The organism is Kluyvera genomosp. 3, assembly GCF_011765685.1.
GTDB classification, from domain to species: Bacteria; Pseudomonadota; Gammaproteobacteria; order Enterobacterales; family Enterobacteriaceae; genus Kluyvera; species Kluyvera georgiana_A.
Map to the genome: position 1 here is coordinate 2,367,042 of NZ_CP050321.1, position 25,562 is coordinate 2,392,603.

General features: G+C 55.6%; 24 protein-coding genes. 15 read left to right on the forward strand and 9 right to left on the reverse strand.

Going from position 1 to position 25,562, the window contains the following annotated elements; translation table 11 throughout:
- Nucleotides 1–57: 57 nt before the first annotated feature.
- Together pcaG and pcaH are read right to left on the reverse strand one after the other, a co-directional pair.
- On the reverse strand, nt 58–678 hold the full coding sequence (pcaG, locus tag GY169_RS11040) for a protocatechuate 3,4-dioxygenase subunit alpha (RefSeq protein WP_167575753.1): 621 nt from the start codon (nt 676–678) through the stop codon (nt 58–60).
- Nucleotides 675–1,415 carry a protocatechuate 3,4-dioxygenase subunit beta gene (gene pcaH, locus GY169_RS11045; RefSeq protein WP_163446461.1) on the reverse strand — a complete coding sequence of 247 codons (741 nt, stop codon included), beginning with the start codon at nt 1,413–1,415 and terminating at the stop codon, nt 675–677. Before pcaH ends, pcaG begins: the two co-directional genes overlap by 4 nt.
- A 226-nt stretch (nt 1,416–1,641) precedes the next feature.
- Here pcaH and GY169_RS11050 point away from each other — a divergent pair, with 226 nt between their 5' ends.
- The 4 genes from GY169_RS11050 to rimL all read left to right on the forward strand — a co-directional run bounded on the left by GY169_RS11050 (nt 1,642) and on the right by rimL (nt 6,919).
- A complete protein-coding gene (locus tag GY169_RS11050) occupies nt 1,642–2,985 on the forward strand; it encodes a VOC family protein (RefSeq protein ID WP_167575754.1) in 1,344 nt (447 codons plus the stop codon).
- 44 nt (nt 2,986–3,029) lie between these two features.
- Nucleotides 3,030–4,535 (forward strand): carboxylesterase/lipase family protein, encoded by a 1,506-nt coding sequence (locus tag GY169_RS11055; RefSeq protein WP_167575755.1) that lies wholly within the window; start codon nt 3,030–3,032, stop codon nt 4,533–4,535.
- A 114-nt stretch (nt 4,536–4,649) separates the two neighbouring features.
- Entirely contained in the window at nt 4,650–6,305 is a 1,656-nt protein-coding gene (locus tag GY169_RS11060; RefSeq protein WP_167575756.1) for a glucan biosynthesis protein D, read from the forward strand.
- Between the two features lie 62 nt (nt 6,306–6,367).
- On the forward strand, nt 6,368–6,919 hold the full coding sequence (gene rimL, locus GY169_RS11065) for a 50S ribosomal protein L7/L12-serine acetyltransferase (protein ID WP_167575757.1): 552 nt from the start codon (nt 6,368–6,370) through the stop codon (nt 6,917–6,919).
- Here rimL and ydcK read toward each other — a convergent pair.
- The gene (gene ydcK / locus GY169_RS11070; protein ID WP_167575758.1) at nt 6,914–7,894 is read right to left on the reverse strand and encodes a YdcK family protein; all 981 of its coding nucleotides are present in this window, start codon (nt 7,892–7,894) and stop codon (nt 6,914–6,916) included. The genes rimL and ydcK overlap by 6 nt on opposite strands.
- Nucleotides 7,895–8,047: 153 nt before the next feature.
- Between ydcK and tehA the strand changes: the two genes are divergently transcribed.
- The 3 genes from tehA (at nt 8,048) to GY169_RS11085 (ending at nt 10,460) form a co-directional block, all read left to right on the forward strand.
- Nucleotides 8,048–9,052 (forward strand): dicarboxylate transporter/tellurite-resistance protein TehA, encoded by a 1,005-nt coding sequence (gene tehA / locus GY169_RS11075; protein ID WP_167575759.1) that lies wholly within the window; start codon nt 8,048–8,050, stop codon nt 9,050–9,052.
- The gene (gene tehB, locus GY169_RS11080) at nt 9,049–9,645 is read left to right on the forward strand and encodes a tellurite resistance methyltransferase TehB (RefSeq protein WP_167575760.1); all 597 of its coding nucleotides are present in this window, start codon (nt 9,049–9,051) and stop codon (nt 9,643–9,645) included. The genes tehA and tehB overlap by 4 nt, the downstream gene beginning before the upstream one ends.
- Nucleotides 9,646–9,791: 146 nt before the next feature.
- Nucleotides 9,792–10,460 carry a DUF3313 domain-containing protein gene (locus GY169_RS11085; protein WP_163446453.1) on the forward strand — a complete coding sequence of 223 codons (669 nt, stop codon included), beginning with the start codon at nt 9,792–9,794 and terminating at the stop codon, nt 10,458–10,460.
- Nucleotides 10,461–10,620: 160 nt separating this feature from the next.
- On the opposite strand, the gene GY169_RS11090 is transcribed toward GY169_RS11085, so the two are convergent.
- The gene (locus tag GY169_RS11090) at nt 10,621–11,520 is read right to left on the reverse strand and encodes a DMT family transporter (protein ID WP_167575761.1); all 900 of its coding nucleotides are present in this window, start codon (nt 11,518–11,520) and stop codon (nt 10,621–10,623) included.
- 185 nt (nt 11,521–11,705) lie between these two features.
- On the opposite strand from GY169_RS11090, the gene GY169_RS11095 reads away from it, so the two are divergent.
- Nucleotides 11,706–12,581, forward strand: a complete 876-nt coding sequence (locus GY169_RS11095; protein WP_167575762.1) for a helix-turn-helix domain-containing protein — start codon at nt 11,706–11,708, stop codon at nt 12,579–12,581.
- Here the strand turns inward: GY169_RS11095 and GY169_RS11100 are convergent.
- Entirely contained in the window at nt 12,558–13,724 is a 1,167-nt protein-coding gene (locus tag GY169_RS11100; RefSeq protein ID WP_167575763.1) for a benzoate/H(+) symporter BenE family transporter, read from the reverse strand. The genes GY169_RS11095 and GY169_RS11100 overlap by 24 nt on opposite strands.
- 133 nt (nt 13,725–13,857) lie before the next feature.
- Between GY169_RS11100 and GY169_RS11105 the strand changes: the two genes are divergently transcribed.
- Nucleotides 13,858–14,433: a helix-turn-helix domain-containing protein gene (locus tag GY169_RS11105; RefSeq protein WP_167575764.1), complete on the forward strand. Its 576-nt coding sequence runs from the start codon at nt 13,858–13,860 to the stop codon at nt 14,431–14,433.
- A gap of 199 nt (nt 14,434–14,632) precedes the next feature.
- The gene (locus tag GY169_RS11110) at nt 14,633–16,603 is read left to right on the forward strand and encodes a peptidase U32 family protein (RefSeq protein ID WP_167575765.1); all 1,971 of its coding nucleotides are present in this window, start codon (nt 14,633–14,635) and stop codon (nt 16,601–16,603) included.
- 78 nt (nt 16,604–16,681) lie between these two features.
- On the opposite strand, the gene GY169_RS11115 is transcribed toward GY169_RS11110, so the two are convergent.
- From GY169_RS11115 to GY169_RS11130, 4 genes are all read right to left on the reverse strand, one after another.
- On the reverse strand, nt 16,682–17,044 hold the full coding sequence (locus tag GY169_RS11115; protein ID WP_223882162.1) for a hypothetical protein: 363 nt from the start codon (nt 17,042–17,044) through the stop codon (nt 16,682–16,684).
- 123 nt (nt 17,045–17,167) lie between these two features.
- Nucleotides 17,168–17,293 carry a DUF2474 domain-containing protein gene (locus GY169_RS11120; RefSeq protein WP_167575766.1) on the reverse strand — a complete coding sequence of 42 codons (126 nt, stop codon included), beginning with the start codon at nt 17,291–17,293 and terminating at the stop codon, nt 17,168–17,170.
- Entirely contained in the window at nt 17,293–18,303 is a 1,011-nt protein-coding gene (gene cydB, locus GY169_RS11125) for a cytochrome d ubiquinol oxidase subunit II (RefSeq protein WP_167575767.1), read from the reverse strand. Before cydB ends, GY169_RS11120 begins: the two co-directional genes overlap by 1 nt.
- Nucleotides 18,300–19,700 carry a cytochrome ubiquinol oxidase subunit I gene (locus tag GY169_RS11130; protein WP_167575768.1) on the reverse strand — a complete coding sequence of 467 codons (1,401 nt, stop codon included), beginning with the start codon at nt 19,698–19,700 and terminating at the stop codon, nt 18,300–18,302. Before GY169_RS11130 ends, cydB begins: the two co-directional genes overlap by 4 nt.
- A 229-nt stretch (nt 19,701–19,929) precedes the next feature.
- On the opposite strand from GY169_RS11130, the gene GY169_RS11135 reads away from it, so the two are divergent.
- From GY169_RS11135 to GY169_RS11155, 5 genes are all read left to right on the forward strand, one after another.
- Nucleotides 19,930–21,342 (forward strand): PLP-dependent aminotransferase family protein, encoded by a 1,413-nt coding sequence (locus GY169_RS11135; RefSeq protein WP_167575769.1) that lies wholly within the window; start codon nt 19,930–19,932, stop codon nt 21,340–21,342.
- Between the two features lie 296 nt (nt 21,343–21,638).
- The gene (ydcS, locus tag GY169_RS11140; RefSeq protein ID WP_167575770.1) at nt 21,639–22,784 is read left to right on the forward strand and encodes a putative ABC transporter substrate-binding protein YdcS; all 1,146 of its coding nucleotides are present in this window, start codon (nt 21,639–21,641) and stop codon (nt 22,782–22,784) included.
- A 17-nt stretch (nt 22,785–22,801) separates the two neighbouring features.
- Nucleotides 22,802–23,815, forward strand: a complete 1,014-nt coding sequence (locus GY169_RS11145) for an ABC transporter ATP-binding protein (protein WP_167575771.1) — start codon at nt 22,802–22,804, stop codon at nt 23,813–23,815.
- On the forward strand, nt 23,816–24,757 hold the full coding sequence (locus tag GY169_RS11150; protein ID WP_167575772.1) for an ABC transporter permease: 942 nt from the start codon (nt 23,816–23,818) through the stop codon (nt 24,755–24,757).
- A complete protein-coding gene (locus GY169_RS11155) occupies nt 24,747–25,562 on the forward strand; it encodes an ABC transporter permease (protein WP_167575773.1) in 816 nt (271 codons plus the stop codon). The genes GY169_RS11150 and GY169_RS11155 overlap by 11 nt, the downstream gene beginning before the upstream one ends.

A 25,562-nucleotide genomic window follows, 5' to 3' on the forward strand; every position in this document is an offset into this window, starting at 1 on the left:
GGCGTCGTTGCACTCAGCCGGGTCAGGTAAAGAGGAGATACCAGAGAATATCAGCGCTTACACGTCAAAAAAGACCGTTTCTTTTTCACCTTGTAGATAAATATCAAAGTGGTACACCGTCTCACCGCTGCGCGTTTCTTTGTGGCCAATCAGCGTCTGACGGCGAACTTCCCACTCGATCAGATTCAGTACGGGATCGATGGCGTTGGCCTCCTGCTCGTCAGAAAAGTACATGCGCGTATTCAGGCCGATGTTGATCCCACGAGCGACGATCCACAGGTTGACGTGCGGCGCCATCATGCGCCCATCGCGGCCAACCGCCTGTCCGGGCTTAATGGTGTCAAAGCGCCAGACGCCCGTATCAAAGTTAGAGCAGGCACGACCCCAGCCGCGAAAATCAGCGTCCAGTGATTTGCCTTCCTGCCGATCGGCGACGTGGTTGTAGCGCCCCTCGGCGTTGGCTTGCCAGATCTCAATCAGTACGTCGCGTACTGGCGTACCGGAACCGTCGAAAACGCGGCCTTCAATGGCAATGCGTTCACCCGGTGTATGGCTGTTAACCAGCGTTGGGCCGAAGTTTTTCTCAAAAATATGAAAACCGGCGGCGTCCGGCGCGAGGCCAATGTGGACGTAAGGCCCAGCGGTTTGCGATGCGGTTTCGGGTAAATAGTCTTTCATCGTGCAGCCCCCTGCGTACGGTTTTCAAACAGCGTGGCGCGCTGGCCGCGCAGCACCAAATCAAAACGATATGCCAGACAGTCCAGCGGTACGGCGGCATGAGTATCCAGCTCAGCAATCAACGTACGAACCGCGTCGTCGTTATTGATGGCTTGCACGATTGGGCATTGTTTAATTAACGGATCGCCTTCGAAGTACATTTGCGTAATCAGACGCTGAGCAAAGGCTTCACCAAAAATCGAGAAGTGAATATGCGATGGTCGCCAGTCGCTGACCTGGTTGCGCCACGGATAGGGGCCGGGCTTGATGGTCCGGAAGAAGTAATAGCCGTTTTCATCTGTCATCACGCGGCCACAACCGCCAAAGTTGGGGTCGATGGGGGCCAGATACTGATCTTTTTTATGCCGGTAACGGCCACCTGCGTTGGCCTGCCACACTTCGACCAGCGTATTTTTCAGCGGACGTCCGAAGCCGTCACGCACGTAGCCGTGAACAATAATACGTTCGCCGATCGGCAGGCCATCTTTGGCGTAGTTCAGAATCAGATCGTTATCCAGCGGGCCAATATCCTGCTGGGAGAAGACCGGGCCGGTGATCTCCGATAGAGAATTCTGCAATGAGATCAGCGCATTACGCGGCGAGCGCAGCACGCTGGTTTTGTAACCCGGCGCGTAGGCCGGTGGGTGATTGTTATAATCCCGGTGAATCACTTCTTGCGGTGACCATTTTGTGCTCATAGGTGGCTCCGTGTAGGGTATTTTATTATTGCCTCACACAGTGTGTGTAAATGCATTGTTAATTAATAGTGAATTTAAGGTGTATTTTAAATAACCTGTGGTTATGTAATGGCCGGGATTCACTGCAAAATCAACTCAGTCGCCGGGATCACACTTTGTAAATTCTTACCGCATAGCCTCATGTGCTTACCTACACTGCAAATATAGGCACAGGAGATGGAAAAACATGGCGCACACCCTTTCGGCAGATGATATTCGGGAAGATTTTTCACAAGCAATGTCGGCAATGTACCAGCAGGAAGTCCCGCAATATGGCACGTTGTTAGCGCTTGTTGCTGATGTGAATCTGGCGGTGTTGGAAAACAATGCACGCTTGCATGAACAGCTGGCGAACGCCGACGAGCTGGCGCGTCTGAACGTTGAGCGTCATGGCGCCATACGGGTGGGAACGGCTGAAGAGCTGGCGACGCTATGTCGCATGTTTGCCATTATGGGGATGCAACCGGTCGGGTATTACGATCTTTCGGTCGCTGGCGTACCGGTTCACTCCACCGCGTTTCGCCCCGTGGATGACGCCGCGTTACAACGCAACCCATTCCGAATCTTTACCTCATTACTGCGTCTGGAGCTGATCGACGATCCCGCGCTGCGCGAAAAGGCGGCGAAAATTCTTGCCCGGCGCGATATTTTCACTCCGCGTTGTCGGGCGCTGATGAATCTTCATGATAAACAGAATGGTTTCAACGCCGAGCAGGCACAAGAGTTCGTCCACGAAGCGCTGGAAACTTTCCGTTGGCACCGGCATACCACGGTAGACAAAGAAACCTACGAGGCGCTTAACCGCCAGCATCGGCTGATTGCTGATGTGGTTTGCTTCCCTGGCTGCCATATCAACCACCTGACGCCGCGCACGCTGGATATCGATCAGGTTCAGTCGCTGATGGCCGAATACGGGATCGAACCAAAGGCCGTCATAGAAGGGCCGCCGCGCCGTGCGGTACCGCTACTGCTGCGGCAGACCAGCTTTAAGGCGCTGGAAGAGCCGGTTGCTTTTGCCGGCGATGCCAGCGGCACGCATACCGCGCGTTTTGGTGAAATTGAGCAGCGTGGGGTGGCGTTGACGCCAAAAGGCCGGGCGCTATACGACCGGTTGTTGAACGAAGCGGGCGTGGGGAAAGATAACCTCAGTCATCAGCAGCATCTGCAAGAAGTGTTTAAAGCCTTTCCCGATAGCGAATTTCTTCTGCGTCAGCAGGGGCTGGCCTGGTTCCGCTATCGTCTTACGCCGAGTGGTGATGCGCACCGTCAGGCGATCCGTCCCGGTGACGACCCGCAGCCGTTTATTGAACGCGGCTGGATAACGGCCCAGCCCATCACCTATGAAGATTTTCTGCCGGTGAGCGCTGCCGGGATTTTCCAGTCGAATCTGGGCGGCGATGCGCAGACGCGCAGCCATGGCAATGCCAGCCGTAGTGCCTTTGAAGCCGCCCTGGGACGGCCAGTTCTGGATGAATTCAAGCTCTATGAAGAAGCGGAGGTGCGCAGCAAACGCCGTTGCGGTTTGCTCTGAAACGGTTAATCTGCAAAGGAATCAACAAAAAAGGATGAACACCGATGCAGAATGCCTCAACGCGCGTAGAGACCTTACAAGGGTCGTTGTCAGGACGAGTGGACGAGGATATCCATCTGTGGTGCGGCATTCCCTATGCCGCACCGCCGGTCGGCTCCCTGCGCTGGCGCGCGCCGCAGCCGGTCATGCCGTGGCAGGGTGTTCGCCCCGCCGAGACCTTTTCAGATTCCAGTTGGCAAAACAGTGAATACTGCCAGGAACTGGGCGGCGGCGATCCAGGCCGCTTCTCTGAAGATTGTCTTTATCTCAACGTCTGGTCGCCGGCGGAACGTCATGAGTTGCTGCCGGTAATGGTCTGGCTGCACGGCGGAGGGTTTACTATCGGCGCGGGCGGGCTGCCGCCATACGACGGCAAGGCGCTGGCACGGCGCGGCGTGGTGGTGGTGACGCTTAACTATCGCCTCGGCCACCTGGGCTTCTTCGCCCATCCGGCGCTGGAGGAAGAAGACGGCGAACGGCTGTATAACTTTGGTCTGATGGACCAAATCGCTGCGCTGCGCTGGGTGCAGGATAATATCGCTGCCTTCGGCGGAAACCGCGACAATATCACGCTGTTTGGTGAATCGGCGGGCGCGCGTAGCGTGCTGTCACTGATGGCTTCGCCGAAGGCGAAAGGCCTGTTCCATAAAGCCATTATCCAGAGCGGCTATACGTTGCCGGATATGCCGCGTGAAACCGCGCTGGCCCGCGGTGAACGGTTAGCTGAACACTTCAATCTCCCCAACGCGTCTGCGCAAAGTCTGCGTGAAATCCCGGCGGATGCATTCTGGTCGTTGACTGCACCGCATAATCTTGGGCCTGCGCCGATTGTCGGCGATGCGGTACTGCCACAGCCCATGCTGGATGTTTTTTTTGCCGCAAAGCAGCACCCCATGCCGGTACTTGTTGGTTCCAACAGCGACGAAGCGAGCGTCATGGCGGTCTTTGGCGTTGATTTGGCCGGAGAAATCCAGAAGCTACGCCGCGAGCGCCGCCTGGGACTGGGGTTAATCAAACTGCTTTATCCCGGCGTGAAGGGCGATGAGGAGTTGGGGCGTCAAGTGTGCCGCGACATGGCGTTTACCACGCTCGGCTACGTGGTGATGCAGGCCCAGCAGCGGCTGAATCAACCGTGCTGGCGTTATTGGTTCGACTATGTTGCTGAAGCGGAACACGATACTTATCCTCACGGCGCGTGGCATGGCAATGAAGTCCCTTACGTTTTCGATACGCTGGGGCACATACCGCCATCTTGTGATTACGCTTCGCCGCGCGATTTAGCCTTTGCCGCCCAGGTGGCCGATTACTGGGTGAACTTCGCGCGTCATGCCAGCGCGGAGCATGCGGTTCTGACGGGCCCGGTGCGTTGGCCTGCCTCGGTTCGGGGCCGTGACCGATTGCTGCGTATCGGGTTACACAAGCACGCCGGCTTCCGTGTGGAAAACCGCTTTATGCGCGCGCGTCTGGCGCTGTTTAAACGCGTGATGAAACACCATGTGAATCTGGATTAGCAGATTTTCTTGCGCTACCAATTGGATTATCAGTCAATTTTGTCTAGAGTGGGCAGCAGTATCGCCGTAATTTTTTTGCAGCATTCCGACTATAAAAAGGACGCTTTGCCAGGCATGAATCGCAGACACTTTCTAAAATCTTCAATGGCTGTTGCCGCCGTGTGCGGGACTTCCGGTTTTGCATCGCTTTTCTCCCAGGCCGCGCTGGCGCAGGAGTCTGACATTGCCGACGGCCAGACGCGTCGCTTTGACTTCAGCGTGCTGCAATCAATGGCTCACGATCTCTCCCGTCAACCGTGGGGAGGCGCTCCGCGCGCGTTGCCAGAGACGCTGGCAAATCTGACGCCGCAGGCTTACAACAGCATCCAGTACGATGCGGCGCACTCCCTGTGGAATAACGTGAAAGACCGCCAGTTGGATATTCAGTTCTTCCACGTGGGCATGGGTTTCCGTCGCCGCGTACGTATGTTCTCACTCGACCCGGCGAGCCAGCAGGCGCGTGAAATTCACTTCCGCCCGGAGCTGTTCCAGTACAACGATGCTGGCGTCGACACCAAACAGCTGGAAGGGCAGACCGACCTCGGTTTCGCCGGGTTCCGCGCGTTTAAGGCACCAGAACTGGCGCGTCGCGACATCGTCTCCTTCCTGGGCGCGAGCTACTTCCGCGCGGTCGACAGCACCTATCAGTACGGCCTGTCTGCGCGCGGTCTGGCGATTGACACCTATACCGACTCACTCGAAGAGTTCCCGGACTTTACCTCTTTCTGGTTTGAAACGGCTAAACCAGGCGACACCACCTTTACGGTTTATGCGCTGCTCGACAGCGCCAGCGTGACCGGCGCTTACAAATTCGTGGTGCACTGCGAGAAGGCGCAGGTGATTATGGATGTGGAAAACCATATCTATGCGCGCAAAGATATCAAACAGTTAGGCATCGCACCGATGACCAGCATGTTCAGCTGCGGGAATAATGAGCGCCGCGTCTGCGACACCATTCACCCGCAGATCCACGACTCCGATCGTCTGGCGATGTGGCTCGGCAACGGCGAGTGGGTCTGCCGTCCGCTGAACAACCCGCAAAAACTGCAGTTCAATGCCTACCAGGATAAGAATCCGAAAGGTTTTGGTCTGCTGCAGCTGGATCGTGATTTCACCCACTATCAGGACGTGATGGGCTGGTACAACAAGCGTCCAAGCCTGTGGGTCGAGCCGCGCAATCAGTGGGGCAAAGGGGCGGTAAGCCTGATGGAGATCCCGACGACCGGCGAAACGCTGGATAACATCGTCTGCTTCTGGCAGCCGGAAAAACCGATGAAAGCGGGCGACCAGTTAAACTTTAGCTATCGCTTATACTGGAGCGCGATGCCGCCGGTCCGTTCGCCGCTAGCCCGCGTACTGGCCACCCGCACCGGGATGGGCAGCTTCCCGGAAGGCTGGGCGCCGGGCGAACATTATCCGGATAAATGGTCCCGCCGTTTTGCGATCGACTTTGTCGGCGGCGATTTGAAAGCCGCTGCGCCGAAAGGCATTGAGCCGGTGATTACGCTTTCCAGCGGTGAAGCGAAGCAGATTGAAATTCTCTACGTTGAACCGTTTGACGGCTACCGTATTTTGTTCGACTGGTATCCCACGTCAGACTCCACCGACCCGGTGGATATGCGCCTGTTCCTGCGCTGTCGTGGCGACGCCATCAGCGAAACCTGGCTGTACCAGTACTTCCCGCCAGCGCCGGATAAACGTCAATATGTTGACGACCGTATTATGAAATAACCAAGCCCGGACCCGGCCGAGCCATGCGACGCCGGGTTTTCTTTTAGACTGAGAACCTACACATGACCTGTGTTGAAACGATCGTCGCTTCCGACGTCATCACCCTTGAAGCCGTTAATGAGTCGCACGTAGCCGAGCTGCATCAGATGGTGCTGCGCAATCGCGACTGGCTACAGCAAACGCTCAACTGGCCGCAGTTTGTCAAAAGCGAACAGGACACCCGCCAGAATGTGCAGGGCAATATGATGCTGCACCAGCGCGGCATTGCCAAAATGTTCCTGATTTTTGTTGAGGGGAAAATGTCGGGCGTGCTTTCCTTTAACCAGATTGAACCGTCCAACAAGACCGGTTATATCGGCTACTGGCTGGACGAGGCCGCGCAGGGGAAGGGCATTTTATCCGCCTCGCTGCAGGCGTTTATGCGCTATTACGCTGAACGCGGAGAAATTCGCCGCTTTGTGATTAAGTGCCGGGTGGACAATCCGCGCAGTAATCAGGTGGCGCAACGTAACGGTTTTCAGCTGGAAGGTTGCTTGCGCCAGGCAGAGTTTCTGAATGGCGTGTTCTATGACCAGAATATTTACGCGCGAATTATCGACAATACCCGGTCATAGGGCACCAAATAGCGGGGTGCGCGTAATTCGCTGCGCGCCGGTAATGGCTTTGCGCCCGCGCAGATGAATGGCTTCGCCAGGCAGCGCTTCGACTACCACGTTGTCGGTAATATCAATGTGATACTCGATCAGCACATCGCCTTCGATACGCGCATCGCCCTGAATCAGCACGTGATCGTCGAGCAAAATGGGCCCGCCGCGGAGCCGGGCGTTGCCGCCAACCAGGACGTGGTGTTTCAGCACGCAGTTGCCTTCAATCACGGCGTTCTCCGCGACCTGCGAGCTGTAGCGTAGGGTGGGGATATCGTCTTCGCCATGCCCGGCAATGATACGCGCGTGGCCGTAAACTTTGGCGCAGTCGCAGACCCAAATGTTGTTTTCCTCATTACCTTCAAGGCGCGCGCTGTCGTAAATCTCCGCTCGATGTTCCACAAAGGCGTGGTTTAGCCTGGCATCACCGTAAATTTGTGCCTGATGTACGACCCGGCAATCGCGCAACCGGACGCGGTCGTAGATTTGCAGCAGACGTTCGTTGTCGGCGGTCAGGCCTTTTGCCCCGACAATCTGGCAGCCCTCGCCGATATGGGCATCGCCAAACAGGTGGCAGTGACCGTGTACGCGCGCGTTATCGACCGTGACATTGCCGCTCAAGCGCGCCCCCTGACCGATCCGGCTGGCCAGCACGCGAGCGTTGCCGCAGATAATCGCCTGATGACTCACTTCGCAGGAGTCTATCAGCCGCGCGTTTTCCTCTATCTTTGCCCCGGCGTAAACGAGGCTGTTTTCATCGTAAATCCAGCAGTTGCCGTCGTGACTCAGTGCGTTTTCATCATCAACCCAGCCGCCCAGAGTGCCGGCTGTCACGTCGGCAAAATCCCGCAGGGCAATAATTTGCCGCATCACGATGCTTTCCCGCGCGCCGGGTTCGCCAATCTGCACGCTGCGTGAAGCGTCGCTAAGACGGTATTTTTTCATGATAACCTCAGCTAAGTAGATACACTAAATGTAGCAAATCCTCTGCCGCAGCAGTGCGAACGGCTGACGTTTTCTGGACCGACTTTTGGCGCTAGCGCCGGCCAAAAGAATCATTTAAAATGCAACTTAAATAAATTTGATTAAATAAACAAAATGCATAATAAAACCGATGGGCAGCGGGTATTGAATTTACCTGCGGGCTATTTTGGGATGGTGCTGGGCACTATTGGTATGGGTTTCGCCTGGCGTTACGCCAGCACTATCTGGCCGCTGAGCCCGGCGATTGGCGAAGGGCTGGTGATACTGGCGATTGTGATGTGGGCGCTGTTGACGCTGGCCTTTATCACCCGAGCGATACGTTTTCCCTACAGCGTCTGGCTGGAGATGCGCCACCCCATCGCCAGCAGTTTTGTGAGTTTGTTTCCGGCGACCACCATGCTGGTCGCCATCGGCGTCACACCGTGGATGAGACCGCTGGCGCAGGCGCTGTTTATTATTGGCGTGGTGCTGCAATTGAGCTACGCCGCCTGGCAAACGGCGGGGCTGTGGCGCGGCGAGCATCCGGCAGATGCCACCACGCCTGGATTGTATCTGCCGACCGTCGCCAACAATTTTATCAGCGCCATGGCCTGCGGAGCGTTGGGGTTTAACGATGCCGGACTGGTCTTTCTGGGCGCTGGCGTCATTTCATGGATAACGCTGGAGCCCGCTATTGTGCAACGCCTGCGCAGCGGCGGCGCGTTGTCCGTGCCGTTACGGACCTCACTCGGCATTCAACTGGCACCGGCGCTGGTCGCCTGTAACGCGTGGTTGAGCATTAACGGCGGACACGCCGATGTGTTCGCGAAAATGCTGTTCGGCTACGGGCTATTACAGTTGCTGTTTATGTTACGCCTGATGCCCTGGTATCTGCGTCAGGCGTTTAATGCCTCGTTCTGGAGCTTCTCGTTCGGTATTTCCGCGCTGGCTTCTACCGGCCTGCATCTGGGACATGCCAGCGGAACCGGCTTCTTCCATAATCTGGCGCTGCCGCTCTTTATTTTCACGAATATCGTGATCGGCCTGCTGCTGGTAAAAACGCTGCTGTTGCTGCTTCAGGGTAAACTTTTGACGCGTGTTGCACCGTCGACACTGATGAAACCGAAGGATGAACAATGACCATTCGTGATGAAAATTACTTTACCGACAAATACGGCCTGACCCGAACCCATTCAGAAGTGGTGCATGCCGCGACTATTGTTAAGCCGGGGAAAACCCTCGATCTGGGGTGCGGTAACGGGCGCAATAGCCTTTATCTGGCGGCGAACGGCTACGACGTAACGGCGTGGGATAAGAACCCGATGAGTATTCAGAATCTGCAGTCGATTCGTGAAGCGGAAGGGCTGGATAATTTGCAGGCGGCAATCACCGATCTCAATACGCTTAGCTTTGACGGTGAGTACGATTTTATTCTCTCTACCGTAGTGATGATGTTCCTTGAAGCGAATACCATTCCGCGTCTTATCGACAACATGCAGCGCTGCACCAAACCGGGCGGCTACAATCTGATTGTCGCAGCGATGGACACCGATGATTTCCCCTGTACGGTTGGCTTCCCGTTTGCCTTTAAAACGGGTGAGCTGAAAAACTATTATAAAGGTTGGAATTTGCTGAAATATAACGAAGACGTCGGCGAACTGCATCGTACTGATGAAAAGGGCAATCGTATTAAATTACGCTTCGCGACGATGCTGGCGCGCAGGGAATCATAATTGTTATTTATATAACGGGCGAGAGCCCGTTATATAATGAATCATTTTTATAAATAATGAGAGCCGCCTCCATTTTTGTCGCGACAAACTCCTGATGCATTTGCTATAACTTACGGGCATCTGTGCATTTATCAGGGATTATTCTCATGCGTACTCAAGCGTTTTTCAAAGCGGCGGCCCTTGTGGGCGTTTTGGCATTAGCAGGTTGTGCATCGAAGACCACCACTCCTGAGCAGTATTCCGGCTTTTTAAAAGACTATTCCGGCCTGAAAGAAGCCACAACGGCGTCGGGGAAAACAGAATTGCGTTGGATCTCTCCGGACTATAAACCGGCCAATTATGCCAACGTGGTCTATAACCCGGTAACCTACTATCCGGTACCGAAACCGACCACTCAGGTTGGGCAGAAAGCGCTGACCGATATTCTGAACTACACCAATACCGAGCTGAAAAAAGCCATCAGCGAGCGTAAACCACTGGCGACCAAGGCGGGCCCGCATAGCCTGATCTTCCGCGGTGCGATTACTGCCGTTGACTCCAGCAAAGAAGGGTTGCAGTTCTACGAAGTGATTCCAATTGCGATGGTTGTTGCCGGCACTGAAGCCGCGACGGGCCACCGTACCATGAACACCAACCTGTACTTTGAGGCAGAACTGGTCGACGCCGCCACCAATAAGCCGGTGATCAAAGTGGTGCGTAAAGGGGAAGGCAAAGATCTGTCTAACTCTAACGCCCAGCTGACGCTGGATACATTGAAACAGGTTATTGATGATATGGCCATCGATGCGGTGAAATTCGACCCGTCGCAGAAATAAGCCATTATTGCTATCGCAAATAAAAGGGGAGACGTGATGGTCTCCCTTTTATTATTCATATTAGGACGGTATTGACTATTTCCGTCATATTCTTCTTCTGTCGATATTCTTTTTTTCAGTGAATACAGTATGGCTGTCGTTACGCATCGGAAAGCGGGCCTCAGGCGCGGCTGAGAAGCGGTAATCGCCAGATTTGTGGTTTGGCGAACATCACCAGGTTACCCAACAAAATGAGCACCAGCCCAACGATGGCATTAGCATGCCACTGATAGCCTTCATAAATTGTAGACAGCGTCAGCGCCACCAGAGGGAACAGCAGCGTGCTGTAGGCCGCGTTGCTGGCGCCGATACGCCCCACCAGAGTGAAATAGACGCCAAAGGCAATCACTGAACCGAACAGCGCGAGGTAGAACAGCGCTCCCATATAGCTCACCGTCCACTGCGGCGTAAAATCATCGCCGCGCAGCAGCGCCACAATGCCGATAACGATCGTGCCATAGAGCATCGCCCAGGCGTTAGTGGTCAATGTTTCCAGCCCCCGCCGCTGGTGGCGCAAGCTCAACATATTGCCCAGCGAAAAGCCGTAGGTACCCAGCGCGCTGAGCAAAATGCCCGCCAGTAGAGTACTGCTCATGCCCACTGCCTGCAGGTCGTGCCAGAAGAGTGTGATGATGCCAGCCAATCCGAGCAGGGCGGCAAAGTAAAAGCGCTTCGGCGGCGTCTGGCGAAAGAAAATAAAACTATTGATGGCGTTAAACAGCACTGCCATGGAGAAAATCACCGATTCCAGCCCGGTATTGATCCATTTTGCGGCGGTATAAAAACAGAGAAAGTTGAAGCCAAACACGCAGCAGCCCTGCACCATGCAGAACAGGTGATCGCGCAACGCCAGCGGTCGCAGGCGGCGCAGACACAGCAAAATTGTCAGCATAGTGCCGCTGGCGATAGCGAAACGCCAGAAAATGGAGACGGCTTCAGGCACCGGCCCCTGCTGTAAAAAAATGGCAATCCAGGTGGTTCCCCAGATAACAACGACCAGCGTATAGAGCAGCGCGTTCATAGTTCCTCACAACGATAACAGCGATAGAAGGCGCAGTGTGACGCGTGCTGGCGGTCAGAGCTTGCAAGGAGTTGCGGTACACTTGCAAATTCTTGCGGTTTTTTATATCCGGCAGGGCAGAAAGGTAGCATCCATGCGTGACAAGCCCTAGACTGGGTTTACCTATCATCGTGACTGAAATGTTAATGGCGCACACCTACGCGACGTTTGAGAGACTACAGAGCCAGAAGGCGATTCTGCGGGAGACCGTGGCGCTCAATTCAGGCATTCAGCTTGCCGCGTGGTATAACAAACGCGATACGCTGACGGTGCAAAGCGATCATCACACGCTGAGCCTGTATGTCGCCGATGGTTATGAAAGTTATCAAAAAACGCCCTACGGCTGGAAAAACGGCGGTGGGCCAAATCGCTTCTGCCTGATGCCCGAAGACAGTGAATCGACGTGGGATATTCGTGATGATCTGTCCTTTGTGCATCTTTATTGTACCGACGAGCACCTGCGTAAGGTCGGTGAGCAGGTGTGGGATCGCAGTCCGGCAACGATTACGCTGGATGAACAAATTTTTGGTGACGACCCCAAAATCACGCTGCTGTACCGCCAGTTTTTGCTTGGCTGCGACTGGCAGCAGCCGGCTAATCAGTTGACCCTCAGCAGCGCCAGCACGCTGCTGCTTACCCATTTACTACAGAACTACTCTAATGTGCAGTGGCGTCTACCGACGGTGACGGGCGGGCTGGCTCCGGGCGTCCTGCGTAATACGCTCGACTTTATCGATGCGCATCTTGGCGATCCCTTAACGCTTGCGGAACTGGCTGCGCAAGCGACACTCAGCGAATACCACTTTGCGCGTATGTTCCGCCAGTCCGTAGGTTTAGCCCCGCATCAATACGTGATGCAGCGTCGCATGGACAAGGCGCAACAGTTGGTGCGCCACACCGCGCTGCCGCTAACCGATATTGCGTTAAGCTGCGGCTTTAGCTCCGCCAGCCACTTCAGTAATCGCTTTAAAGCGGTGACCGGTGCCACGCCGTCGCAGCTACGCGCGGGCCTGGCGCGATAGCAGGGCAAAGCTGGCACCACCGATAACCAGTCCCCAAAACGCCGACCCAACCCCCGCCAGGGTGATACCGCTCGCCGTGACCAGAAACGTGACCATCGCGGCGTCGCGTTCATGTGCGGAAGTGAGCGCCTGGAACAGGCTGCCGCTCAGCGTACCCAGCAATGCCAGCCCGGCAAGCATTTGAATCCACACCACAGGTAAGGCCGCCATCAGCGCGGTGATTGAGCTACCAAATACGCCCGCCAGTAGATAGAAAACACCGGCAGCGGCGGCGGCAAGCCAGCGTTTCTGCGGGTCCGGATGTGCGTCCGGGCTTTGGCAAATGGCGGCGGTAATGGCGGCAATACACACGGAATAGACGCCAAAGGGGGCCAGCAGCAGCCCAAAGGCGCCGCTAATCACAATCAACGGCGACACCGGCACGCGATAGCCGGAGGCCTGAAGCGTGGCGAGACCGGGAGCGTTCTGCGAAGCCATGGTGACCAGAAAGAAAGGAATACCCACGCTGATCAGTTGCGTCAGTGAGAAATGGGGCGCGATAAATTGCGGCGCGACAAATCCCAGTGTGGATGTTTGTGTGACAACGTCACCTTTTAGCAGGGCGACAATAATTCCCGCCACCAGCGCGCCAACCACGGCATAGCGCGGCGCGAGGGCCTTAAACAGCAGCCAGCTAACCAGCATACTGCCGCACAGCAACAGTTGCCCCTGTAGCGTGGCAAATGCCTGAAGACCAAAACGCAGCAAGATTCCCGCCAGCATGGCAGCGGCCAGCGAATGGGGGATCAGCTTCATCAACCGGGCAAACCAACCGGTCAGCCCGCAAATGACAATCAGTGCGTTGGCGAAGATAAAGATGCCTACCGCATCATTGAGGGTGGATCCCTGTAAACCAGCGACCAGCAGCGCGGCGCCGGGGGTTGACCAGGCGGTGAGAATCGGGACCTTGCGCCACAGCGTCAGTGCCAGCGTGCTGATCCCCATAGCCAGACCCAGCGCCGTCATCCAGCCGGAAATTTGCTGTGCGTTGGCACCTGCTGCTGCAGCGGCTTGCCAGATAATGGCGGCAGAACTGGCATAACCGACCAGCACGGCAACAAATCCAGCCAGCAGAGTAGGAAAAGGGATAAAAGCGGCGCGCATATCAATGACCTCTTGTGCGTTATAGCGTCCGCGCACTATATCATTGTGCGTTATAACGTACAATGTTGTGCTTCACGGACGTAAATAGCGCGCAGGTAAGGTATACTTTGGCGATAGAAAACATGGAGGCCGAATGAATATTGCGCAACATCTGGCGGCGACGCTTAAAAATTTGCGTCAGGAACGGGCATGGAGCCTGTCAAAGCTGGCAGAAGAAACCGGTGTATCTAAGGCGATGCTGGGGCAGATTGAACGTAATGAATCCAGCCCCACGGTGGCGACGCTGTGGAAAATCGCCACGGGCCTGAACGTCCCGTTTTCCGTTTTTATCACCCCGACGGAAGCAGACGGCGAGCAGTCGTTCGACCCTCAACAGCAAGCGATGGTGGTGACGCCGATCTTTCCCTGGGATCCTGAACTGTGCTTTGACCATTTCTCGATCACCCTGGCGCCTGGCGCACTAAGCGAATCGACTCCGCATGAAAAAGGGGTGATTGAACATGTGGTGGTGATCGGCGGCCAGTTGGATATGTGCATTCAGGGGGAATGGCGTCGCCTTGAGGCGGGAGAAGGGCTTCGGTTTGCGGGCGATCTCCCGCACGCTTATCGCAACAGCGGCGAGCAAACCGTGCATTTCCACTCTATTATTCATTACCCAAAAGAAAAAGCCGCAGGCAGGCCTGCGGCAAATCACGACAATGAACCATAACGTGGCCGTTACGAGGAAAGTCCGGAATACGGGGCTGACTCTAACCTATTGATGATGCAAGCGGAAATGACCATTTCGGCAATAGGTTGCCGAAATTCAGCTAACCGCGGCGCAGAAGCGATGGAAACTGTTTTCGTCTATCGCAGCTTCTGGCTACAATAGCCGCCATTTTGTGACCCTACTGGATAACTCCGACTGTATGCGCCAGCAAAACGCTCATCTTGAACTTCTTAGCCCGGCACGCGATACGGCAATTGCCCGCGAAGCCATTCTGCACGGCGCTGATGCCGTTTATATTGGCGGTCCCGGTTTTGGCGCACGCCATAACGCCAGCAATAGCTTGCAGGATATCGCCGAACTGGTGCCGTTTGCCCATAAATTTGGCGCCAAAATTTTTATTACGCTGAATACCATCCTGCATGATGATGAGCTCGAACCGGCGCAAAAGCTGATTACCAACCTGTATGACGCGGGCGTTGATGCGCTGATCGTGCAGGATATGGGAATTTTGCAGCTGGATATTCCCCCCATTGAGCTCCACGCCAGTACGCAATGTGATATCCGCAGCGTAGAAAAGGCTAAATTTCTCTCCGATGTCGGATTTAGTCAGATCGTGCTGGCGCGCGAACTGAATCTTCAGCAGATCAGAGCGATTCACGAGGCCACCGATGCCACCATCGAGTTCTTTATCCACGGTGCGCTGTGCGTGGCTTATTCCGGCCAGTGTAATATCTCGCATGCTCAGACCGGGCGTAGCGCCAACCGCGGCGATTGCTCTCAGGCCTGTCGACTGCCGTATACCCTGAAAGATGATCAGGGACGCGTGGTCGCCTTTGAAAAACACCTGTTGTCGATGAAAGACAACGATCAGACCGCCAACCTGGGTGCGCTGATTGATGCAGGCGTGCGCTCCTTCAAGATTGAAGGCCGCTACAAAGATATGAGCTACGTGAAGAACATCACCGCCCATTATCGCCAGATGCTTGACGCCATTATTGAAGAACGCGGTGATTTAGCTCGCGCTTCCGCGGGACGTACCGAACATTTCTTTGTTCCGTCGACCGATAAAACCTTCCATCGCGGCAGCACGGACTACTTCGTCAACCAGCGGCAGATGAACATCGGCGCCTTCGACTCACCGAAGTTTGTTGGTCTGCCAGTGGGGGAAGTGCTGAAGGTCAACAAAGAGACGTTGGATGTTGAGGTGAGCGAACCGCTGGCGAACGGCGATGGCCTGAATGTGCTGATCAAACGTGAAGTCGTCGGTTTTCGTGCCAATACGGTGGAAAAAATCGGCGAAAATCGCTATCGCGTTTGGCCGAACGAAATGCCGGCGGACCTGCATAAGGCGCGACCGCATCAGGTGCTGAACCGTAACCTCGACCATAACTGGCAGCAGGCGCTGCTGAAAACTTCCAGCGAGCGTCGTATCGCAGTGGATATCGAGCTTTCTGGCTGGCAGGAACAGCTGGTGCTGACGCTGACCAGTGAAGATGGCGTCACGGTGACCCACACCTTAGACGGCGAGTTTGCGACGGCGAACAACGCTGATAAAGCGCTCACTCAGTTGCATGACGGCGTCGCTAAACTCGGGCAAACGCTGTACTACGCGCGGAACGTTGATGTGATGCTGCCGGAAGCGTTGTTTGTCCCCAACAGCCAGCTCAACCAGCTGCGCCGTGAAACCGTCGATTTGCTCGATCGGGCGCGTCTCAACGCCTATGTTCGCGGTAGCCGTAAAGCCGTTGCCAGCCCGGCACTGGTTTATCCGGAAAGCCATCTCAGCTTCCTGGCGAACGTCTACAACCATAAAGCGCGCGAGTTTTATCACCGCTATGGCGTGCAGTTGATCGATGCCGCGTATGAAGCGCATGAAGAGAAGGGCGATGTCCCGGTGATGATCACCAAGCACTGCCTACGTTTTGCGTTCAATCTGTGTCCGAAGCAGGCAAAAGGATCGATTAAAAGCTGGAAGGCGACGCCGATGCAGCTGATTAACGGTGATGAAGTGCTGACGCTGAAGTTTGATTGTCGCCCATGTGAAATGCACGTGATTGGCAAAATCAAAAATCACATTTTGAAAATGCCCCTGCCGGGGAGCGTGGTGGCGTCGGTAAGCCCTGACGATCTGCTGAAAACGCTGCCAAAGCGTAAAAACGCACCTTTGTAGTCCGTCTGCGAGCAGCAACGCGGCCCCGCGAGTAACGAAAAAGGCCGGAAAGCGATTACGCTCTCCGGCCTTTTTTAGTTAGTTATGCTGACCGTTTGGTGGTGGCAGTTTATTGTCGCCGTCGTGTTTTGGCGGTTGGCCCTTACCATCCTGCTGCGGACCTTTATTGTCATGCGGCGGTTGGCCTTTGCCATCATGCTGCGGACCTTTATTGTCGTGCGGCGGCTGACCTTTGCCATCGTGCTGCGAACCTTTATTGTCGCGCGGCGGTTGGCCTTTGCCATCGTGCTGCTGTGGTCCTTTGTTCTCCCGCGGTGGTTGACCATTATGCTGTTGTTCTACCGGTGGTTTTTTCGGCGGTTCCTGATGATCGGCGGCGAACGCCGTTGAACACAGACCCATTGCCAGGAAAGCAGACAGTGCGATAATTTTCTTCATCATGTACTCCATACATTGCTTAGTGCAGTGGGGGTAGTTGACCAATAAAAAGTGGAGGAAATGTGAAGCCCCAGAGAATTAGGATTTCTCTGGGGGGAGAAAAAAGAAAGGTATCTGATTGTTCTCTCAGGATTTAAAACCGGCAGCGGTCATCAGTATACGAAATAAACTCCCCACCACCGCCAGCGCCAGTACGCTGCCTCCCCACAATGTAACCAGCCAGAATATTCGCGACATCCAGCGATTTTTCATCAGTGGTACCCCTCATTTTGCGGCACTTTTCCGCGGAAAACGTAGTAGCTCCAGAAGGTGTACACCAGGATCACTGGAATGATAAATATCGCGCCAATCAGCATAAACTCCTGACTTTGTACCGGTGCGGCAGCCTGCCACAGGGTGATAGACGGCGGTATAATGGCCGGCCAGATACTGATGCCCAACCCGCTGAAACCGAGAAAGACGAGCGCCAGCGTCAGAATGAACGGCGGCACGTGGCTTTCAGTCTGTCCCAGATGACGCCACAGCAGCGCGCTGACGGCGAGTACCAGCAGCGGTACGGGCAGCAAATAATAGAGATTGGGCAAGCTGAACCAGCGCGTGGCGATGGATGAATGCAGCAGCGGGGTCCACAGGCTGATGCAAGCGATCACGGCCAGCAGCGCCAGCAGCAGCCCGCGCGCGGCGCGTCGCATACAGGCTTGCAGCGCGTCTTCGCTTTTCATCACCAGCCAGCTGGCACCCAGCAGCGCGTAAGCGATAACCAGCCCAACGCCACAAAACAGTGTAAATGGCGTCAGCCAGTCGAAAGCGCCGCCGCTGTAAGCGCGGTCGGTGACCTGGAAACCGTTGATTACCGCACCCACGACGATCCCCTGGCAGAAGGTCGCCAGAATGGAACCGCCCATAAACGCCTTGTCCCAGAACGGGCGATGAGAGGGCGTGGCGTTAAAGCGAAACTCAAAGGCGACGCCACGGAAAATTAGCCCCACCAGCATGAGTGAAAGCGGAATCGTTAACGCGTCGATGATCACCGCATAGGCCAGCGGAAACGCGCCGAATAATCCTGCGCCGCCGAGTACCAGCCAGGTTTCGTTGCCATCCCACACCGGGGCGACGCTGTTCACCATCACGTCGCGTTGTTGAGCGCTTTCGGTGAAGGGGAACAGAATGCCGATCCCTAAGTCAAAGCCATCCATCACGATGTACATCAGGGTGGCAAAGACGATAATCACAAACCAGATAATGGACAGATCGAGGCTCATGCGCGCTCCTCCTTAGATTGTTGTGGCTCAATAGCGGCAGAGAGCGGACGTGCTGGCGTACCGTGTGGTTCAGGGTTAAAAGGCTGCGGCCCTTTGCGAATCAGACGCACCATGTAGCTGTAGCCCACGCCAAAGACCGAGCTGTACACGATGAAGAAGGTCAACAGGCTGATGCTCATATGCAGGTCACCATGTGCGGAAACCGCGTCTGCTGTGCGTTGCAAACCATAAACCACCCACGGCTGGCGGCCCACTTCCGTGGTCACCCAGCCGGCGAGGATCGCCACCAGACCGGATGGCCCCATCAGCAGTGCAAACCACAGGAACGGACGCGAGGTATAGAGGGTTTGCTTCTTGCGCAGCCACAGCGCGACAACCCCGAGCAGCAGCATCAGCATGCCCAACCCGGCCATGATGCGGAATGACCAGAAGACGATTGTCGAGTTTGGTCGGTCTTCTTTGGCAAACTCCTTCAACGCAGGAACCTGTTTGTCCAGACTATGGGTGAGGATCAGGCTGCCGAGCGCGGGGATCTCCAGTCCATAACGGGTACGTTCCTGTTCCATATCCGGCCAACCGAACAGCAGTAGCGGCGTCGGTTCTCCCGGCGGGTTCTCCCAGTGGCCTTCAATGGCGGCAATTTTTGCCGGCTGATGTTTGAGGGTGTTAAGACCGTGCATATCGCCGACCATCGCCTGAATGGGGGCGACAATGAGCGTCATCCACAATGACATGGAAAACATGACGCGTATGGCAGGCGACGTGTTGCCGCGCAGCAGATGCCAGGCCGCCGACGCCCCAACGAACAGCGCGCTGCTCAGGAACGCGGCGATAGACATGTGCAGGAGTCGATATGGGAAGGATGGGTTAAACACCACCGCGAACCAGTCCACCGGAACGACCTGACCGTTGACGATTTCATACCCCTGCGGGGTCTGCATCCAGCTATTGGAGGCGAGGATCCAGAAGGTAGAGATGATCGTTCCCAGGGCGACCATGCAGGTGGCAAAAAAGTGCAGGCCCGGCCCGACACGGTTCCAGCCGAACAGCATCACGCCAAGAAAACCCGCCTCAAGGAAGAAAGCGGTCAGCACCTCGTAGGTCAGTAACGGGCCGGTAATACTGCCGGCAAACTGTGAGAAGCCGCTCCAGTTGGTACCAAACTGATAGGCCATCACTAGGCCAGAAACGACCCCCATGCCGAAGTTAACGGCGAAGATCTTTGACCAGAACTGGTACAGCGAGCGCCAGACTGGGTTGCGGGTTTTAAGCCATAGCCCTTCCAGCACCGCCAGATAGCTTGCCAGGCCAATCGTGATGGCGGGGAAGATGATGTGAAACGAAACGGTAAAGGCAAATTGAATTCGCGCGAGGTGAAACGCATCAAGATCGAACATGCTGACTCCGGGGGAATAAATATCTCCCGGCGATTGTACGAAGCTTGTGGTTTGGGTTGCAGAAACAGTCTGGGTGTTTTAATTGATAACAGTTTACTGATGCTAATGACGTTATGTTATGTAAACCCGCTGGGCGTTCACTGTTTGAAACTCATATCAGTTACATAAAAATGCATTTTTTTTAACGCTGATATAAAATGCTGGTAAGACAGAGTTAGCGGAATTGATCATGAAAAAGTACCAGCGTCTTGCTGCGCAAATGACGGAACAGATCGCCCACGGGGTATGGCAACCGGGTGATAAGCTGCCTTCGCTTCGCGAGCAGGTGGTCAACAGTGGGATGAGTTTTATGACGGTCAGTCATGCTTATCAACTGCTGGAGAGCCAGGGAAGAATCGTCGCGCGCCCGCAGTCTGGTTACTATGTCGCGCCACACCCTGTTTCACCGCGTGCCGCGGCCTCTGCGCCACAGGTTATGCCTGATAACGCCGTTGACATTAACACCTATATATTCGAGGTCCTGCAGGCCAGCCGCAATGCGGCGGTGCTGCCGTTTGCCTCGGCGTTTCCTGACCCGCGTCTTTTTCCATTGCCGCAGCTGAACCGCTCACTGGCTCAGGTAAGTAAAACCGCGACGGCCATGAGCGTGATTGAAAACCTGCCGCCGGGTAACGATGAACTGCGACATGCAATTGCACGTCGCTACGCATTACAGGGAATGACCATTTCGCCGGATGAGATTGTCATTACCGCCGGGGCGCTGGAGGCGCTAAACCTGAGCCTGCAGGCGGTCACGGAGCCCGGCGACTGGGTTATCGTGGAGAACCCATGTTTTTACGGCGCGTTACAGGCGTTAGAGCGGCTGAAGCTAAAGGCGCTGTCGATAGCGACCGATGTGAAAGAGGGGATCGATCTCGATGCGCTGGTACAGGCGTTGCAACATTATCCGGTAAAGGCCTGCTGGCTGATGACCAACAGCCAGAATCCACTAGGCTTTACGCTGACGCCGGAGAAAAAGGCGCGACTGATTGAGATCCTCACTGCGTATAACGTCACGCTGATTGAAGATGATGTCTACAGCGAACTCTATTTTGGCCGCGAAAAGCCGTTGCCCGCGAAAGCATGGGACAAGCAGGATATGACGCTGCACTGTAGCTCGTTTTCTAAGTGTCTGGTGCCGGGGTTCCGCATCGGTTGGGTTGCGGCGGGCAAGCACGCTCGCCGCATTCAGCATTTACAACTGATGAGTACGCTTTCCACCAGTTCGCCAATGCAGCTGGCGTTGGTCGATTATCTGGCGACCAAGCGTTATGACGCGCATCTGCGGCGCCTGCGTCGTCAGCTAGCGGAACGAAAACAGATGGCGTGGCAGTCGCTGATGCGTTCGCTTCCGTCTGAAGTGCGTATTCATCACAATGACAGCGGCTATTTTCTCTGGCTGGAACTGCCGGCGGGAATGGATGCTGGAACGTTAAGCACACGCGCGCTGGAACATCAGATCAGCATTGCGCCGGGCAAAATGTTTTCAACGACTGACAACTGGGCGTCATTCTTTCGTTTTAATACCGCCTGGGGCTGGGGAGAAAGAGAAGACCATGCGGTGGAAACCCTCGGTAAACTTATTCGCCAGATGCTGAATTAATCACAAACGCTTATTCCAGATTATCCCCTTAATAATATTCATGCTAATTAAGGGGATATTTCATTGCACCGGTCATAGGAAATACGCATAGCGCTCCTGGCTGGTAACTCCTTGTCTATAATCCATATTATCAGCATCAACTCATTCATTTTGCGGAATGCGCCCTTTGTCACAACCTGTGCAAATTTTTATCTGCGGCGCAGGTGAGTGCCTTAGTGACGTCTATTTTTAAACAGGGAGATATTTTTAACGGCACGGCTGCCGCTCCATTTCATTGTGACAGGAGTAAAAACTTTATGAGCAAGAAATTTGCCCACAGCAGCCTGTGCGCGCTGGTCGTGACGATCGCCACGGCCCACGCCGCCGAACCGCCGACATCGCTGGGAAAGGGCGAAGGGCGGCTGGATATTATTGCCTGGCCGGGGTACGTCGAACGTGGTCAGACCGACAAACAGTATGACTGGGTGACCGCGTTCGAAAAAGAGAGCGGCTGTCAGGTGAACGTCAAAACGGCGGCTACCTCGGACGAAATGGTCAGCCTGATGGCAAAAGGCGGCTATGACCTGGTCACCGCATCCGGTGATGCCTCGCTACGCCTGATTATGGGGAAACGCGTGCAACCGATTAATACCGCGCTTATCGAAAACTGGAAAACGCTTGACCCGAGGCTCGCCAAAGGCGCCTGGTTTAACGTTGACGGAAAAGTCTACGGTACGCCCTATCAGTGGGGACCAAACCTGCTGATGTACAACACCAAAACGTTTCCTACGCCGCCAGACTCCTGGAGCGTGGTCTTTGTGAAGCAGGATCTACCGGATGGCAAGACGAATCAGGGGCGCGTGCAGGCTTATGATGGCCCGATTTACATTGCCGATGCGGCGCTGTTTGTCAAAGCGACGCAGCCGCAGCTGGGGATTAGCGATCCTTACCAGCTCACTGAAGAACAATATCAGGCCGTGCTTAAGGTCCTGCGCGATCAGCATGCCTTGATTCACCGCTACTGGCACGATACCACGGTGCAAATGAGCGACTTTAAAAACGAAGGCGTGGTCGCGTCCAGCGCCTGGCCGTATCAAGCTAATGGCCTGAAAGGCGAAGGTCAGCCGATTGCCACGGTGTTCCCGAAGGAGGGCGTGACCGGGTGGGCGGATACCACCATGCTCCATGCTGACGCTAAACATCCGGTCTGTGCCTACAAATGGATGAACTGGTCGTTAACGCCAAAAGTCCAGGGAGATGTCGCGGCCTGGTTTGGCTCGCTGCCGGTGGTGGCTGAAGGATGTAAAGCCAGTACGTTGCTCGGCGACAAAGGTTGTGAAACCAATGGCTACAGCTTCTTCGACAAGATTGCCTTCTGGAAAACCCCGATTGCTGAAGGCGGCAAATATGTCCCCTATAGCCGCTGGACGCAGGACTACATTGCGATTATGGGCGGTCGTTAATCAGTCGGGAGCTCATCATGACCTATGCAGTCGAGTTTCATGACGTCTCGCGGTTTTATGGCGACGTTCGGGCGGTGGATGGCGTGAGTATTGCCATCCATGACGGCGAGTTCTTTTCTATGCTGGGGCCGTCAGGCTCCGGCAAAACCACCTGCCTGCGCCTGATTGCCGGGTTTGAACAACTGTCCGGCGGCGCGATTTCGATTTTTGGACGTCATGCCAGCGAACTTCCCCCGTGGGAGCGTGACGTCAATACCGTTTTTCAGGATTACGCGCTGTTTCCGCATATGTCAGTGCTCGATAACGTTGCCTACGGACTCATGGTTAAAGGGGTGGGCAAGAAAGAGCGGCAGACTAAAGCCGCGCAGGCGCTAGAAAAGGTGGCGCTGGGGTTTGTCGCGATGCGAAAACCCTCGCAGCTTTCCGGCGGGCAGCGTCAGCGGGTGGCGATCGCCCGTGCGCTGGTGAATGAACCGCGCGTGCTGCTGCTTGATGAGCCGCTGGGCGCGCTGGATCTTAAGCTGCGTGAACAGATGCAGTTCGAACTGAAAAAGCTCCAGCAGGAGCTTGGCATCACCTTTATCTTCGTGACCCACGATCAGGGCGAAGCGTTGTCGATGTCCGACCGGGTGGCGGTGTTTAACAGCGGGCGCATTGAACAGGTCGATACGCCGCGCGCGTTGTATCTGCGGCCACGTACGCCGTTTGTGGCCAGCTTTGTGGGGACGTCGAACGTGTTTAATCCGGCTATGGCCGAAACGTTGTGCGGCATGAGCGGAAACTGGGCACTGCGCCCTGAACATATTCGTCTGAATGAAGGTGGTGAAGTAGAGGTGAAAGGCCGGGTGCAGGCGGTGCAGTATCAAGGCGCGGCGACGCGCTATGAATTGCTGTTGGAAAGCGGCGATCGGCTGCTGGTCAGCCAGCCAAACTTCTCCGTCGGGCTAAATGCTGAAGGGCCAACGGTCGGCGGCGAAGTACTGGCTTCCTGGCCGCGAGCTGCCATGGTGGCGTTGGATGGAGGGAGGTGAATGGAGATGAGCATGTCCCCTGTTCCTCCTGCCCGCAATGCCGGGAAAATATCCGGTCTGTTCTGGCGTAAGCCGACGTTAGGGCTGTTCCTGTTACTGCTCGGGCCGCTGATGTGGTTTGGCATCGTCTATTTTGGCTCACTGCTCACGCTGTTGTGGCAGGGCTTCTACACTTTCGATGACTTCACCATGTCGGTCACGCCTACGCTCACACTGGCAAACCTCTATGCGCTATTTAACCCAGCCAACTACGACATCATTCTACGAACGCTGGTTATGGCGCTGGCGGTAACCGTCGCCAGTGCGCTGCTGGCCTTTCCGATGGCGTGGTATATGGCGCGCTATACCCGCGGTAAACAGAAGGCCTTCTTTTACGTGGCGGTGATGCTGCCGATGTGGGCCAGCTATATTGTGAAAGCCTACGCGTGGACGCTACTGCTGGCGAAGGACGGCGTCGCGCAGTGGTTCCTTAGCCATCTGGGCTTGCAGCCGGTGCTGGCGGCTGTGCTGACGCTACCGGGGATCGGGGGGAATACCCTTTCGACGTCGGGGCTGGGGCGCTTTCTGGTGTTCGTTTATATCTGGCTGCCCTTTATGATCCTGCCTGTACAGGCTGCGCTGGAGCGCATTCCCGGATCGCTGCTGCAGGCTTCAGCGGACCTTGGCGCGCTGCCGCGCCAGACTTTCCGCCATGTGGTATTGCCGCTGGCGATTCCAGGGATTGCCGCGGGGTCGATTTTCACTTTCTCGCTAACCCTTGGAGACTTTATCGTCCCGCAGCTGGTGGGGCCTCCGGGGTATTTTATCGGCAATATGGTTTATTCCCAGCAGGGGGCGATCGGCAATATGCCGATGGCGGCGGCGTTTACCCTTGTTCCCATCGTGCTGATTGCCCTCTATCTGGCGTTCGTGAAACGTCTGGGAGCGTTTGATGCACTCTGATCGCGCACCGTGGTTTCTCAAAATCGCCGCCTGTGGCGGGGTGATTTTTCTCCATTTTCCGTTGGTGATTATTGCGCTATACGCGTTCAACACCGAAGACGCCGCCTTCAGCTTTCCGCCGCAGGGCCTGACGCTGCGCTGGTTTAGCGAAGCGGCAGGGCGCAGCGATATCTACGAGGCCGTGACACTGTCACTTAAAATAGCCGCCCTGTCGACGGCGATTGCGCTGGTACTTGGCACGCTTGCTGCAGCAGCGCTCTGGCGGCGGGATTTCTTTGGTAAAAGCGCGATATCGCTGTTGCTGCTCCTTCCCATCGCTTTACCCGGCATTGTCACGGGGCTGGCGCTGCTGACGGCGTTTAAGACGGTGAATCTGGAGCCGGGGCTGCTCACTATCGTGATTGGTCACGCGACCTTTTGCGTGGTGGTGGTTTTTAACAACGTGATTGCCCGCTTTCGCCGTACATCATGGAGCCTGGTGGAGGCGTCAATGGATCTCGGCGCCAACGGCTGGCAAACCTTCCGCCATGTGGTGCTGCCGAACCTTGGCTCGGCGCTGCTGGCAGGAGGCATGCTGGCGTTTGCGCTGTCGTTTGATGAAATTATCGTCACCACGTTTACCGCAGGCCACGAGCGTACGTTGCCGCTGTGGTTGCTGAACCAATTGGGCCGACCACGGGATGTGCCGGTGACCAACGTAGTAGCACTGCTGGTGATGGTGCTGACGATGATACCGATTTTAGGGGCGTGGTGGCTGACGCGCGAAGACGAAACAGCCGCTGGCGGTGGGACGACATTTAACTAA

Excerpts from the sequence above, each read along its gene's own strand:
- pcaG (WP_167575753.1), bottom strand. The coding sequence starts at position 678 with ATGAAAGACTATTTACCCGAAACCGCATCGCAAACCGCTGGGCCTTAC.
- pcaH (WP_163446461.1), bottom strand. The coding sequence starts at position 1,415 with ATGAGCACAAAATGGTCACCGCAAGAAGTGATTCACCGGGATTATAAC.
- GY169_RS11050 (WP_167575754.1), top strand. The coding sequence starts at position 1,642 with ATGGCGCACACCCTTTCGGCAGATGATATTCGGGAAGATTTTTCACAA.
- GY169_RS11055 (WP_167575755.1), top strand. The coding sequence starts at position 3,030 with ATGCAGAATGCCTCAACGCGCGTAGAGACCTTACAAGGGTCGTTGTCA.
- GY169_RS11060 (WP_167575756.1), top strand. The coding sequence starts at position 4,650 with ATGAATCGCAGACACTTTCTAAAATCTTCAATGGCTGTTGCCGCCGTG.
- rimL (WP_167575757.1), top strand. The coding sequence starts at position 6,368 with ATGACCTGTGTTGAAACGATCGTCGCTTCCGACGTCATCACCCTTGAA.
- ydcK (WP_167575758.1), bottom strand. The coding sequence starts at position 7,894 with ATGAAAAAATACCGTCTTAGCGACGCTTCACGCAGCGTGCAGATTGGC.
- tehA (WP_167575759.1), top strand. The coding sequence starts at position 8,048 with ATGCATAATAAAACCGATGGGCAGCGGGTATTGAATTTACCTGCGGGC.
- tehB (WP_167575760.1), top strand. The coding sequence starts at position 9,049 with ATGACCATTCGTGATGAAAATTACTTTACCGACAAATACGGCCTGACC.
- GY169_RS11085 (WP_163446453.1), top strand. The coding sequence starts at position 9,792 with ATGCGTACTCAAGCGTTTTTCAAAGCGGCGGCCCTTGTGGGCGTTTTG.
- GY169_RS11090 (WP_167575761.1), bottom strand. The coding sequence starts at position 11,520 with ATGAACGCGCTGCTCTATACGCTGGTCGTTGTTATCTGGGGAACCACC.
- GY169_RS11095 (WP_167575762.1), top strand. The coding sequence starts at position 11,706 with ATGGCGCACACCTACGCGACGTTTGAGAGACTACAGAGCCAGAAGGCG.
- GY169_RS11100 (WP_167575763.1), bottom strand. The coding sequence starts at position 13,724 with ATGCGCGCCGCTTTTATCCCTTTTCCTACTCTGCTGGCTGGATTTGTT.
- GY169_RS11105 (WP_167575764.1), top strand. The coding sequence starts at position 13,858 with ATGAATATTGCGCAACATCTGGCGGCGACGCTTAAAAATTTGCGTCAG.
- GY169_RS11110 (WP_167575765.1), top strand. The coding sequence starts at position 14,633 with ATGCGCCAGCAAAACGCTCATCTTGAACTTCTTAGCCCGGCACGCGAT.
- GY169_RS11115 (WP_223882162.1), bottom strand. The coding sequence starts at position 17,044 with ATGATGAAGAAAATTATCGCACTGTCTGCTTTCCTGGCAATGGGTCTG.
- GY169_RS11120 (WP_167575766.1), bottom strand. The coding sequence starts at position 17,293 with ATGAAAAATCGCTGGATGTCGCGAATATTCTGGCTGGTTACATTGTGG.
- cydB (WP_167575767.1), bottom strand. The coding sequence starts at position 18,303 with ATGAGCCTCGATCTGTCCATTATCTGGTTTGTGATTATCGTCTTTGCC.
- GY169_RS11130 (WP_167575768.1), bottom strand. The coding sequence starts at position 19,700 with ATGTTCGATCTTGATGCGTTTCACCTCGCGCGAATTCAATTTGCCTTT.
- GY169_RS11135 (WP_167575769.1), top strand. The coding sequence starts at position 19,930 with ATGAAAAAGTACCAGCGTCTTGCTGCGCAAATGACGGAACAGATCGCC.
- ydcS (WP_167575770.1), top strand. The coding sequence starts at position 21,639 with ATGAGCAAGAAATTTGCCCACAGCAGCCTGTGCGCGCTGGTCGTGACG.
- GY169_RS11145 (WP_167575771.1), top strand. The coding sequence starts at position 22,802 with ATGACCTATGCAGTCGAGTTTCATGACGTCTCGCGGTTTTATGGCGAC.
- GY169_RS11150 (WP_167575772.1), top strand. The coding sequence starts at position 23,816 with ATGGAGATGAGCATGTCCCCTGTTCCTCCTGCCCGCAATGCCGGGAAA.
- GY169_RS11155 (WP_167575773.1), top strand. The coding sequence starts at position 24,747 with ATGCACTCTGATCGCGCACCGTGGTTTCTCAAAATCGCCGCCTGTGGC.